This window comes from Mesorhizobium sp. WSM4976, assembly GCF_029625685.1.
GTDB lineage: Bacteria > Pseudomonadota > Alphaproteobacteria > Rhizobiales > Rhizobiaceae > Mesorhizobium.
In genome coordinates, this window is record NZ_JARTVT010000026.1 from 12535 (window position 1) to 25958 (window position 13424).

Below are 13424 nucleotides of genomic sequence, written 5' to 3' on the forward strand. Positions count from 1 at the left end.
ACTCTTCCGAGGGCGGACTGCAATGATGTAATCTATCTCGAAATGTGATGGCGCGACAGCAATAATTGCAGAGCGACATGACGCCTAACTGTCGTGTCATCTCAGTGTGGTTTGACCAAAACCGTAACCTATGTGTCCAGAATGGACCCAACCCGCCGAGGCTTCAACCGGCCAACTCGGCGCCCTGATCCATGGAGATGATTTCTCGGACCCTTCGAATAACCGGTAGATCGACCATCTTCCCGTCCAATGTGAACGCGCCTTTGCCTTGCGCCGTCGCATCTTTTTCGCCGCGAGGACACGACGGGTCCCTCGAGTTCTTGTGCGCTTGGTGAAAAGCCCCATCGATGTTTAAATGGATCGCCTGCGGCCCCACGAAGTTATCATTGTCTAAGAATCGCCGATGCTTCCTATCGAGCCGAGACTGCCGCATGGGGAACAGAACGGAAAGGTTCGGCGTCAAAAGCAGGTCGAGTTCTGGGGCACCGCCAACAGCTGCACTGAAGTCTTCAGTACCAAGCGCCATTGCAACCAGCGGCGCTAACAAGATGGGAAAGGAGGTCATTGCTATTGCCGCTGGCGGACTTCGGCCGGCCACCCCATTTCCTCTTCCGAGAGGTGAATTGTCCAACCAACCCTGCTGACTAATGACGAGCATGATCGTATCGTCAACGTGTCACAGAATTGCTTGCAAGCTCACGGCCTCAGCTGGGCCAACGAACATTGAACTCCGTGGACGAAGCCTGGACCCGTCGTCATCCAAGTCAATCCGCGCCTCGATGAGGGGACAGATCCTCAATTGGTTCAGCTGGCTTGCAGTATTGCACCTAGCAGTCACGGCGAGGACTGGGATTTGCGAAGAAGGCATTCTCGCAGTGCGGCCGTACGGTACCTCATTCCTGGCACACTGGATTAGATCGCTGGCGACATTAAGATCAGGTGTGACCGAGGTGAAATTTTATGTCGAAAACCTGAAGGCAGGGCGTCAGGCAGGGCGATTACAGAGATCCTATCGGACATGTCATCGCAGTTTCATCCACCATTGCTCGACCGAGGCGACACTCATCGTCCCATCAACCTAATCCATTGGTCGATCACGCCGTTCACGACCCTTGGCGAAGAAGGAATCAGCAGCCCCTAGGCTCAATTGGAAAGCGGGGCGGGGTCCATACGTATCTTCGTTTCCGGGCACCTCATGCTAATGAAGCCGCGACAACAGGTTGGTTATGCACCCAGGTGCTGGCCAATCCGGCTTGACTGGAAAGTTTCATACCCAGGCCTGGCACAGGCGAGCGTGATGCCGCTCTCGCTATGTTGGACCGCAGACGCCGCGACGGCGCATCGACTGGCGCTGGCGAAGCCTAGGACGCGCCAGTCAAGGACCTGCAAAGAGCAAGATCACGCCGCGCGTTGCCTTCAACGCCCATTTGAGCAGAAAGCAACAAGCCTCGCGTATAGCGATCGATGACCGCACGAAGCGCCATCCGGGCTATGATCTCAGTCAGCACTGCCCTAAGGGGTCAGAGGAGGGTTCGGTCAGTCAAGACCTCAGACGGCATGGCCAAGGTCAAGCTGCGAGGATGTGCCACCGCGGGCGCGGCATAACTTGGCGGGCTACAATTTGGTTCGCTTGCCCAGGCTGCTGGCAGCGCCGGTAGTCGGCCGCGCCGGACTGGCACCTACGTCTGGTCCATGAACGGTTGCTTTAGCAAAACCGAAGTCCTCGCCAAAACTCTTCGCCGACGTGCGACGACCGCGCCGGTGCTCGTTCCGGGGTCGGCAAGACGAAGACAGGCCTACTCTGGATTTATGCCCGCGATGACTGATTAGGGAGGGAGCGGACCGCCGGGCGTCTTATGTCTATGCGCCGGACCGAAAAGGCCCAGCGTGCGATCGCTCATCTCGCAGGCTCTCTACCGGAACTTGCAGGTCGACGGCTATAGCGGGCCATCGCTTGCTGGCCGACGAAAAGCGGCTTCACGCTCGCCTTCTGCCATGCCGCGCCCGATCGAGGCGCTAAGAAGGATCCGCGAACTCTAAAAGATCGAGGATGACATCCGTAGCCGAGGCCAACGAGGCCTTGCTGCACGCAGGCAAAAAGTGCTCAACCATCACGGCACTGGACCCAGGGCGGCTAGAGAAGCTCGGCCAAATCAGTCAGAAGACCAAGCTCACAGCGGCGATCCCCTACACGCTCTCGCGCTGGGAAGCGCCTCTCGCGCATCCTGGACGAGGCCATATCAAGATCGACAGCAACGTGGTCGAACGCTCAATCATACGCAACTCTTTTTGCAGCTCCGGCGGTGGCGCTGAGCACTGGTCAGTCATCGTGTCGCTGGGTGATCGCCGGGATTGGCCGGATAGCCTGAAGCTAAGGCCGTCGAGCCAGACCCTCTGACCTGCCACTGAACTTTCAACCAGTGGCGATTAGCCTCGGCCGTTTCTGTTATGGCGCGGTTTGAGCAACGGGCGGAGGCGCGAAGCCTTCATTGAGTGCAGCGTCGGAGCCGGTTGCGGCGAGGGTTCCGGCGAAGACCGCCGGGGTCAAATAGCGAGCGAGGAATGCGGCCTCACGGTGTTGAACAACACCAGGAAAGAACACCCACAGGACCGAGGAACGCAAGTTTCTTTATCCGTGGCATCCTTGGGCCGGGCGTTGTGTTCACGTTCATGAGGTGATCGAGAACGCCGACCGGGAGGTTTTCCGCTGCAGTCTCTCCCGCCACGCCTCCGATCGGTGGCTGGAAGTTCCGGCCTGGATGTTTGATCGCGGTCTGCACCGCGTGGCGCATTGCCCTGCCCCACATATCGATCCCAGAACGCTTGGCGTCTTGGTGACACTGCTGCAGGACCCGACGGCCAATTCCCACACCCCATCGCAATTGGAGGATTCGGGCGCAGCATCGGGTCCTCACGAAGCGAACCGGGGAGAGGTCCATACCGCGCCAGCCTACGACATATCAGTTCGATCTTCTCCAACCCGCACGACGCGCAGACCGCGCAGATGCCGCCATTCGCTCGCGCAGCCGCCGTAAGGCGCGAGATGCTGGCGCTGATTCCGGGTGCACACGAAGGCTACGTCGGCTGGGAAAGGCGGAAGCGATCCGCAAGATGGTGAGCGACCACGTGCCCACGAGCCGGCATCACGGGGCGCCCAAGCATGGCGACGCTCTGCTCGCCGACCTTGTCCGCTGCCGGCGCTGCGGCCGCGAGCTGACGGTCCGCTACACGGGAACCAAGCACAACATTCCGCGCTATTCCTGCTGGCGTGGTCTGCTTGACAATGGCGAGCCGCGTTGCATCGCCTTCGGTGGACTCGCGTCGATCGAAGGCGTTCATCCTCTGCCGGACGGTCCATGGGTCTTCAGCCGATCAACGCTTGACGAACCGGCGGCTCAGCGCATCGTTCATCGCGCGCGGCAAAACCCAAAATACCCCATGGGATCGCATCCAGATCAGCAAAACCTATTCACTCAAATGACATAGACAGATGAGTGTTATGAACAGGATTTAGGTCCTGCCTCCATTCGGCAGTGGCACTGCGGGCGTGGTCGAGGCCGAAGAACAGGCCATCGTTCAACAGCTCGTCTCGCATTCGGCCGTTGAGGGAATCGCGTAGCCATTTTGCATCGGCTTGCCCGGCGCGGTGTAGTGCCATTCGCTCCTGTTCAGCCGCTGATAACAGGCCAGTCAGTTGTTGCCCACAAGAATCAGGATCTCGTGGGCGCGCCGCACCACTGGCGGATCTATCATTTTGCCATTCAACGAGAATGCGGACAGTCCACGCGTGGCGGCATCATTTGCCGCCGCGACAACTTTATGGGCCCACTCGAGCTCCTGGGCGCTTGGCGAGAAAGCCTCATTGAATATGGCCACCTGTGTCGGATGGATCGCCAAAGCTCCGGCAAAGCCAAGCCGCCGCGCCCGCACCGCGGCCTCACGAAGTTTATGCGTGTCCGAGAACTCGCCGATGCTTCCTATGAAGCCCAGCGGGAGCAAGCCGGCCGCGCGGGCGGCAAACAGAACAGAAAGGTTCGGCGTCAAAAGAAGGTCGAATCCTGGGGCGCCGCCAACAGCGGCGCTGAAGTCTTCAGGGCCAAGCGCCATTGCGACCATCCTTGGATGCGCCGACGCAATGGCCGCAAGCCTTTGCAAGGCGCCCGGGGTCTCAATCTGGGCAAGGAACCGGATGCCTCCCTGCGGAAGATTTCTTTCACGTTCTAGTTCCGAAACCGCATTCGCGATCTCTATAACCCACTCTGCCGAATCCGTCTTCGGAAGAACCAGTGCGTCAACACCCGCCATCACGGCTGCATCGAGATCGGCCGCCAAGGCGCGCAGACCATGATTCACGCGGACCAAAACAGATGCGCCTTTCCGGCCCACCTCTGCCACGCATTCAGGAAGCTGCTGCCGTGACTCTCCTTTCCGATCCTGGGGCACGGAATCCTCCAGGTCGAGAATGACGCCATCTGCGCCCCGCTCATGGGCCGTCTCTACAAAGCGCGGAACGTGAACAGGAACGAAGAGCAGGGATCTCCAGCGCGGTACAGACATCGCGCCTTCAACGGCCGCAAAGGTGTCCTTGATCATGGAGACGCCTTTGCGGCCGATTTTAGCGCGGGCGCTGCCAGTGAGCTTTCTAGGCGGCCGGTGCGCTGAAATGATCCGAGGTACACAGGCATTTTGTAAACCGCGAGCAGTCTCACCTTACTGAAACGCGCGCTCACGCTGACGCGGCTCTTTCGCGCAAAAGCGCCCGCACCTCCTCGCGGACAGCCTCGGTATGAGAGCCAAGAGCCGGGACTGGGCGAAGCGAGGGGAGCTCCGAGTTGAAAATCGCCGCCGGCGCTATCGTCTCGACGGCTCCATCGGGTGTTCCAACCTGCACCCTGCGAATGTGTGGATGCTTTGAAACATCCACCACTTCGTTCAGTCGGCCATATGCCAGGCCGGCCGCCTCGAGCTCCTGCATCGCATCGTGGCAGGATAGTTCAAAAAACCGCTGTTCAATGATCTCATCAAGTTGCGCACGATGAGCGAGGCGCTCCATATTGTCAGCAAAACCAGGTGCGCGTGTGAGCCCGGACTGCTTCAGGAATTTCTCGCAGAAATTCACCCATTCGCGGTCATTCTGAACCGAAAAGATGACCTCTTTGCCGTCGGCACAGCGATAGGCACCATACGGCGCGAGCGACGGGTGTTTCACGCCTGCGCGTACCGTCTGGTAGCCGCTGTAATCATTTTGCAAAACCGGCACGTTCATCCAGTCGGCGACGGCATCAAACAGTGACACCTGGATGCTGGTCCCTTCGCCGGTGACCTCGCGGTGGTACAGTGCCTGAAGAATGGCGCTGTGCGCTGTCATGCCCGCCGAGATATCGCAAACCGAGACCCCTACACGCGCAGGCCCCTGTTGGTTGCCGGTGATAGCGCATAGACCTGTTTCGGCCTGGACGATCAGATCGTAGGCCTTCAAATGGGAATACGGCCCTGACTCCCCGAAACCAGAAATGTCGCAGGTGATCAGCCGCGGATATCGTCGACGCAGATCAGCGGACGCGAACCCCAGTTTTTCTATGCTGCCCGGCTTTAGATTCTGGATGAAGACATCAGCACTGGCAATGAGCGTGTCGAGGACGGCGCGATCCGCCTCCAACCTCAGGTCTAGACAGACCGACTCCTTACCCCGGTTGAGCCAGACGAAGTACGCGCTCTGCCCCCGCACCAGCTTGTCGTAGTTTCGGGCAAAGTCCCCTTCGGGCCTTTCGACCTTGATCACCCGGGCGCCTGCGTCAGCAAGGCGAGACGATGCGTAGGGAGCTGCAACGGCCTGTTCGACCGCCACAACCGTGATGTCCTTGAGACTGTTTAGCATCAGGGCGCTTCCTACGCGGCTTTCAGGTTTTGTGCCCGACGCCGATCAAGCATGGCGAGCAACCGATTTTGTTCGTTGCCTACAATGGAAAGACCTTCGTCGATGCCCATGCCAGGCTTCGCGAGCATCATGTCCGCCTGTGTTGCCACCGAAATGTGAACCGTCGCTCGCGCGGAGAGATCCGTCTCGCTGCAGCTGCCTCCCACATAGGCGTCCACGTTGTTCTCTTTGCACAGAAGCACCGCACGGGCGCTGTCGGCGATCGAGCCCACGTCCGGCGTCTTGATCTGCACGAGATGGGTCGCCTTAGCCTCCGCAAACAGACGCACATCCTCTAAGGTGTTGCAGCGTTCATCGACAACGATGCGCGCACGTGACGCGCGCGCATTCAGAATGCCGACGATCTGCCCGTAATTTTCGACCTGCGCCGGCGTAGACCCGAAGTCGGCTGGCGATTCGATATTCACCGTGAACTCCGGAACCGCGTCAGCAACCTTACTGATGAAGTCGGCGATGCGCTGGACGTCGAGCCCGATCTCCATACCGATCCAGCCGTACACATCGAAATGCAGCACCGGAGAATAGTCTGGTTGGCCGATTTGCTTGACGCGGTGCGCCACCCATTTGACGAAATCCAGAAAGGTTTCTCCCCCAACGCCGAATTTGCTACGCGAGTTGATGAGGCCATGCGGGATCACATCCACCCCCTTCAGGATCATTTTATCGACATTGATTTCGCGCGCATCACCGCTCTGGCAATAAATTGGGACACGACGATGCGGCATGGATAGGCAAAATTCCGAACAAACCACCTCCGCCATGGTACGACGCGCAGCATGGGCAGCAGCGCTTAAAAGGGCTTGGCTGACCCCATATTCGATGCATAGTGGGAGTCGTTTCCCAGTATGGAGATCGAAGACACTGGAGCAGGCTGTCAAAAAGCTGGACGCATCAATGTTTAAGAGCCGCGGGACAACAACACGTGACGTGAGATCCATGATGGCTCCGACGTCAAACAGGGGGTCACGCCCGCCAGCCCCTGAGTATTGCACTCCCATCATATCGCCCCAGGCGACCATATCGTCTTCCAGGACAAGCCCGACGCTTAAGCAAGCTGCCGGAACACGGATATCACGGAAGCCGGGCGTCAATGGCTCGCCGACGTAAACAAAACCGTCCTGGCCAACCCCTGCCCTAATGGCAGCTTGATCGTCATAAAAGAAGGCGCCGTTGCCGGGCGTGAGAATGACGTCTTTGATCTGCACTGAATTATACTCGAGTTTGGCCAAGCTATGAGCTGCGGCCGGATTTGCGCGCTCTGTCCTAAGTTATGCCCCGTTCGGAATCGGTTTTGCCAATATAAAGCCCCGAACGTGCCCATCTCGTTTTAAGATACGATAAAGTTGTTTTACGGGCGTCAGCGGGGACGGCACCGTCCGCCTCCCCTCTTGGTCGCGGTGCGCCGGATCGTCGCCCCTGCTTCCATAACAGAAGCTAGGCGATCAATCCGTCCGGCCAGCTCCCATCTCGGACCGCCACTTTCAACCATGGTTAGTATAAACCAAGCGATCAAGGATCAAGCAATCTTTTTGGCATGATTTTGGAAGACAGGATCAGCCGCTGATCGATCCGAGGAGCTGGCCTATAAGCTCCAGTCGAGGCCAGTGCCTTCATACCGGAGTTACTACAGCTGGCCAAGGCGCGGCTAATCTGTACCTCTAGTTATGCAGCGGCCGCGCAAGGATGGCTACCCCTTCATTGCGGTCGACATGCGCGCCCGATCCTATGGCTAGGACGATTGATGGCCCAGGCGCTCGGATGTCAATGGACGGAGCGGAAACAGAATCCATAGAGTGTAGGATACCTATAAGATCTCCCGACCTCACTTCATCCAACACAGAGCAGCGAGGTTCGAAGATACCCTGCGCGGGCGATTTCAACTCGTCTGATATCAGCGTCTCAAGGGTCTGACTGGACCTTTTGTTACGGAAAGACACGTCCTCGACTTTTCCTTCGACGAGTCCAAGCATAACGAGCGCGTTGCGAACTCCAGCTTCATAAATCGCTAGAGCTTCTGCGCTAACCGTACCACCGCCGAATTCCGCGCAAACGAATACCTTCCCTAGGCTATGTGCCCAACTGTCGAACATCCCAGCCGTGTCGTCATGTTGCCAGAGCAATGTTACGGGCAGCTTAAATGCCGCTGCCATTGCGAGCGTCTTAGCCATGAGATCCGCATCAGCAATTGGATGCGTGATGACCGCCGGGGGAAAATCCCACGTTGGGCCGAAGCTGTGCAGATCGAAAACGATGTCGGCATTTGGCAACAATACGCGTGAAACCGCATCCGCGATTCGTTCCGTAACAGACCCGTCGGCACGGCCCGGAAACACGCGGTTCAGATTCAAACCATCAAGCGGAGTATTGCGGCTCCATGCTTGAACTGCCAATGGATTAAGCACTGGCAGCACGATGATCCTACCACTGGTTTGCGCTTGTGGCAGCCACTCGATAAGCCGCCGCGCGACTAATGGCCCCTCCATTTCATTGCCATGATTCCCACCGGTGATAAGAAGGCGCGGTCCATCGCCCTTATTAAGACTAAAAACCGGAAGCGAGAACTCTTCATGGTCGGCGCCTCCCGGCACAACGAGGTGTCCTCTGCTCACGCCATGCGCATCGAGATCAAACGTAAGATGTGGTGCTTCGTTCATTGCTTAACCTATTGCGGGTGATCTGGCGACTTTGACCGGGCATATGGTCTTGTACACGGCTATTTTTTTCGCCTGGAACTATGCACACGCGGTCACCACTTCGCCAATATAATGTCCGAGACGGCACCATCGCGTTTTCAGATGACCAGGGCTCGCTCTGCTGACCTGTCCCTTGGTTCGTCACCTTGATCCCGGTGCACTAAGGGAGGAGGAAGGTCAAAGTCGCGGTGGGTAGCCGATTTCAGAAATCGCGCGATCAGCCGGTTGACGTTGGCTAGCTGTTCGTTGTTCAGACGGGCGAAGGATCTGTGCGATCCGGTCAGCGCCGTTGACCTCGAATTCCATCCTGGCGCGCAGCAAGAGGATCGGCAGGTCTGAGCTTGCTGGCGAGCAAGGCCGGCCGATCCCAGACATAGTCCGAATCCTTGATCCGCATGTGCCAGATGATAATTGCAAGAGCTTTACTGGTTTCCGTTTTGGACCAGGTGGCCATTTTATCCGCCCGTTGAAGCCCCGAACAGATGCTTGTCGCCAGTCCGTAGGAATAGGTCGGACGCATCATCAGGAAGTGGATCTGCCACGCCAGTTAGGCAGCGGCTTCCTGTAATGTTCGCTGCATGCTCGGTCGAGAACGCCACCAGACGGCATAGAGGACAAGCATCCAGATTAAAGGCAGAAGCATCAAAAGAGAAGCGACTGCAGCAATCGTCGGGTCGATTTGGTGGCGGATATTCTCCAGCATCTTCAAGGGCAACGTCCGCACCGACAGACCGCCGACCAAAGACGTTATGACCGCTTCATCGAATGACTGGAGGAATGCGAACATGGCGCCGCCGATCACTCCCGGCCTGATTAACGGCAGTGTTACGCGAAAAAACGTTTGCAGTGGTCCGGCACGCATACTCTTGGCCGCCTGCTCTAACGTCCGATCGAAGTTGGCCAACGTCGCAGAAACGATCACCACCACAATTCCAACAGCGCCGATACTGTGAGCGAGGGCGATACCACCCTTTGTGCCGATTAGACCAATCTGGATGAGACCCAGATAAGTCGCGATACCGACCACGATAACTGGAAAGGTGATAGGCGTGATTATGATCATTGTCAGCACGCCGCGAAGTCTTGCGCTTATTCGGCTCAATCCGAAAGCAGCAAGTGTTCCCAATAGAGTAGAAATAACAGCTACCTCGACACCAATCTCGACGCTGGTCCAAGCTGCTCCGCTCCAAGATGCATCGCCGAAAAACGAGCGATACCATTGAAGCGACAGGCCCGAAGGCGGAAATTGCAAAAATGCCCCGGAACTGAACGACATGATGACAACGATTATCCCTGGGAATAAAAGAAAGGCCATCACCAAAACGATAAAAACGATCGCGACGACTTTAGGCCATCGCCTTTCCGCCCCAGGCACGTAGCGCCGTCCCGTCCACCGTTTGACACGATAGGGACGCAGAATTTCGCTGAAGTTTCGTTTGATAACAAGAACAATGGGTAGTCGGGACATCGAGCCCTTCGGAGCTCGAGTTTGGCTTTGCTCTTGTTTGCCGGAGAGGTCAAGCCCGACCATGGAAAGCACCACAATGGCAAACCCGAGAAGGATGAAGGACGCAGCGGCAATGCGCGGAATATCGAACGAGCTATTCACCTCGGCCGCAATGAAGGTTGAAAGCATGGCATCGCGCAATCCCCCAAGTGCCGCCGGCGTGATATAGAATCCTAGGCAGAACACAAAAACTAGGAGCGAGCCACTCCGTGCGCCTGGAATGCTAAGGGGGAGAAATACACGCCTGAAAGCGGTGAAAGGTCCCGCTCCCATACTGCGTGCAGCAGCCATCAAGGACCGATCGATCCCCATCATCGCACTAACCAAGGGAAGTATCATCATCGGCAGCATGATGTGGACCATGCCAATATAGACCGCGGTTCGGTTATAGATGAGTTGCAGAGGTCGATCGATCAATCCGACGTCCAGCAAGATGTTGTTGATGACCCCGCGATCCCCAAGAATAACAATCCATGCGTAGGTACGCGCCAGCCCACTGGTCAAATAGGGGATGATCACGAGAGCGATGAGCGTCATGCGCAGAGTCTTGGATGCCGTGACGATCAGATACGCGGTTGGATAGCCTACGATTAAGCAGATGGCAGTTGCGACCAGACTTATTTCTATCGTTTGAAAGAGCACCCGCACATTAGCTGGCTGGGCGAAAAACGCTCCGTAGTATTGGAACGAGAAATCGGGGGCATTGACACTGCTTAGGAAAAGCAAGGTTATAGGGGCACCGAAAACCACAAGCAAAAGCGCGAACGCGGGCGCGGTTAACCCAAGTGGCACCTTGGCCATTCTGCGCAAAAGCTTCATGGATATCCCTTATCAATCGCTTATGGCGAAACGAAGCGAATGTCTGACCGCAGCCACGTGAGGCAAACCTCCTCGCCTGGCTGGAAAACAGGTTGGTCTGCCGCGACATGTTCCCGGACGATGAGAACATTGTTGCCAACGCGAACATGGTATTTTCGCAGAGGGCCGGCAAAAATCATATCGTCGACCGCACCGGCAACATATTGCCGCTGGTCCGTTTGAGCCCACTCCGCAGTCTTCGGAAGTACACTGATGCGCTCTGGCCTTATCATCGCAACGGTGCCGATTTGCGGCGCGTTGCCCCCTCTGGCCAGCAACAAGGCATCCTCGAGAATGTTCGCCTCACCCAGAAATTTAGCGACAAAGCACGATGATGGCCGATCATAGAGGGCCTCTGGTGTATCGATTTGCTCGACACGTCCTGCGCGCATTACAACAATCCGGTCTGACAGAGTAAGCGCCTCCTCCTGGTCATGCGTAACGCACACCGTCGTGATACCGAACTCCTTGTGCAAGCTCTTCATCTCGATCTGCATCTGCTCACGCAGGTTACGGTCGAGTGCGCCAAGCGGTTCATCAAGTAATAGGAAGGGTGGATCGGCAATCAGCGCGCGGGCTAGCGCCACGCGCTGCTGCTGACCGCCACTCAATTGGGATGGCATGCGACCGCCGAATTCCCCTAGATGCACGCGCTCAAGCATACGGGCTACCCGAACCTTCCTCTGATCGGGAGCCATGCCCCGCATTTCGAGAGGGAATTCCAGGTTTCGAGCCACTGTGAGATGCGGGAACAGCGCATAGCTCTGGAACACAATTCCTTGATCGCGCCGGTAGGACGGGACCGAAGCCACTGAATGGCCGGCGATCATAATATCACCCGAACTCGGGGCCTCAAAGCCGGCCAAGAGCATCAGGGTAGTGGTCTTACCCGAGCCGCTCGGGCCGAGAATCGTCAAGAACTCGCCGCGACGCACGGTCAGCGACAGATCCCTGACCGCCGGAACACTCCCGTACATCTTGGTAACACTGCTGAACTGAATTTGTGGCACCGATTGGTTCACATCTGCAGCGTCAACTTCCGAACGGGGGGCGGTATTCATTGCGTGCATGTTCACTGTGGCTCCTCCACCATCGCTGGCGTGCATTAGCAGGCATTTGCCGTACCTTCTGCCGTCGTACCCGATGCCGTGAGCGGAGAGGCTAGTGGGCTACCCCGCTCCCCGTCACATTTTCAGCATCAGTTTCGACTTTAGCCCGGTATGGAGTTACCCCGACCGGACTTTCGCACTTCAACCAACCCTACTGCAGGATCCACTCATTCCACCGCTGGATAAGCATCTCAGTGTTGGAAACACCGCTGGGGCCTACCTCATTGTACCATTTGCCGTTGATGGAAACGCTGCTCTTGATGTAATCTGGGTGGGTAGGGAGCTTGCGCGCAACTTTCTCGGGAAGAAGTTTGAACGCATTGCCGTTGCTTGGTCCCTCAGGAAACAATTGGCAAAATGCTGCCTGACGTTCCGCGCGAGTGGCGAATTCGATAAACTTCTGCGCAGCCTTCGCGTTGGGTGAACCCTTTGGAATGACCCAATAATCCCACTGCAGCTTCGCCTGGTTTCGATTGATCTCCGTCGCGGCGCCCTGATCGATCAACAGTAGAGCTCTTCCGTCATACGATTGAGCGATGTCAACGACCTTATCATGCAACATCTGTTGAATCTCTGATCCGCTGCTCCACCACTTACGGATGTGCGGCTTTATTTTGTCCAAACTGGCAAACACCCGGTCGATATCCATCGGGTAGAGCTTATCGGGAGATACACCGTCCGCTAACAGGGCCTCTTCCCAGGGTCCTTCTGAACCAAACTGGCCGGACACCAAGGTGCGAACGCCGGGAAACTTATCAGCATCCCAGAATTCAGCCCAGTTTGTCGGCCGGGGTTTATCAGCTGGGAATACGTCTGTGCTATATACCATATTATATGAGTAAATCAAATTTGCCACGCCAAACGGTTGCTTGGCAAATTCATAAATTCCGTCTAGCTCTTCTTTCCTGAACAAGGAGTAATCAATTTCTTCAAGAATTCCTTTCTTAGCTGCGACCAAGCCGGACCCTTGCGTAAGCGCCCCGACATCTACCGTGACATTGCCCGATTTTACCATCAACTCGACCTGTCCCATACCCATGTCGTCGGTGATTGGGTTGACCTTGATACCGGTCTCAGCTTCAAATGGCTTAGCGTAAGCCTCAATGTTAGCCTTTCCCCAATCGCCGCCGCCTAGCACTACGTTGATCTGGTTGGGTGTTTGGGCCGCAACGCGGCCCGCAATTGAAGACAGAGCGCCAGCCGCCATGGCGGTCGATGTCGCCTGCAGCAATCGTCGGCGATTTATTTCGTATTTCATGTCGTTACCCTCTTCTTGTGATCTCAGCCTTGATTAGCCAAGGTTGTTTTGCTTGGACAAT

The 13424-nt window shown here is 56.8% G+C and carries 10 protein-coding genes and 2 pseudogenes; 1 reads left to right on the plus strand and 11 read right to left on the minus strand.

Annotated elements, in window-relative coordinates; all coding sequences use genetic code 11:
- Positions 1-163: 163 nt before the first annotated feature.
- The gene (locus P9272_RS27265) at positions 164-565 is read right to left on the minus strand and encodes a hypothetical protein (RefSeq protein WP_063169309.1); all 402 of its coding nucleotides are present in this window, start codon (positions 563-565) and stop codon (positions 164-166) included.
- A gap of 1485 nt (positions 566-2050) precedes the next feature.
- Between P9272_RS27265 and P9272_RS27270 the strand changes: the two genes are divergently transcribed.
- On the plus strand, positions 2051-2398 hold the full coding sequence (locus P9272_RS27270) for a transposase (protein WP_063169310.1): 348 nt from the start codon (positions 2051-2053) through the stop codon (positions 2396-2398).
- A 48-nt stretch (positions 2399-2446) separates the two neighbouring features.
- Here P9272_RS27270 and P9272_RS27275 read toward each other — a convergent pair.
- From P9272_RS27275 to P9272_RS27320, 10 genes and pseudogenes are all read right to left on the minus strand, one after another.
- Positions 2447-2583, minus strand: a pseudogene (locus P9272_RS27275) (IS3 family transposase); the annotation flags it as partial.
- Positions 2584-3541: 958 nt separating this feature from the next.
- Positions 3542-3666: pseudogene (locus P9272_RS27280) on the minus strand (integrase core domain-containing protein); the annotation flags it as partial.
- Positions 3667-3690: 24 nt separating this feature from the next.
- On the minus strand, positions 3691-4593 hold the full coding sequence (locus P9272_RS27285; protein ID WP_210326668.1) for a CoA ester lyase: 903 nt from the start codon (positions 4591-4593) through the stop codon (positions 3691-3693).
- A 133-nt stretch (positions 4594-4726) separates the two neighbouring features.
- A complete protein-coding gene (locus P9272_RS27290; protein ID WP_063169312.1) occupies positions 4727-5878 on the minus strand; it encodes a CaiB/BaiF CoA-transferase family protein in 1152 nt (383 codons plus the stop codon).
- Between the two features lie 11 nt (positions 5879-5889).
- Positions 5890-7143, minus strand: coding sequence for a methylaspartate ammonia-lyase (locus P9272_RS27295; protein ID WP_063170371.1), 1254 nt, complete (start codon positions 7141-7143; stop codon positions 5890-5892).
- Between the two features lie 453 nt (positions 7144-7596).
- Positions 7597-8592 (minus strand): succinylglutamate desuccinylase/aspartoacylase family protein, encoded by a 996-nt coding sequence (locus P9272_RS27300; RefSeq protein ID WP_063169313.1) that lies wholly within the window; start codon positions 8590-8592, stop codon positions 7597-7599.
- Positions 8593-8911: 319 nt separating this feature from the next.
- A complete protein-coding gene (locus P9272_RS27305) occupies positions 8912-9085 on the minus strand; it encodes a hypothetical protein (protein WP_164548525.1) in 174 nt (57 codons plus the stop codon).
- A 93-nt stretch (positions 9086-9178) separates the two neighbouring features.
- Complete coding sequence (locus tag P9272_RS27310; RefSeq protein WP_063169314.1) at positions 9179-10957, minus strand: ABC transporter permease subunit; 1779 nt, start codon at positions 10955-10957, stop codon at positions 9179-9181.
- A 20-nt stretch (positions 10958-10977) separates the two neighbouring features.
- Entirely contained in the window at positions 10978-12066 is a 1089-nt protein-coding gene (locus tag P9272_RS27315; RefSeq protein ID WP_224570037.1) for an ABC transporter ATP-binding protein, read from the minus strand.
- 190 nt (positions 12067-12256) lie between these two features.
- A complete protein-coding gene (locus tag P9272_RS27320; RefSeq protein ID WP_063169315.1) occupies positions 12257-13363 on the minus strand; it encodes an ABC transporter substrate-binding protein in 1107 nt (368 codons plus the stop codon).
- Between the last annotated feature and the right edge of the window lie 61 nt (positions 13364-13424).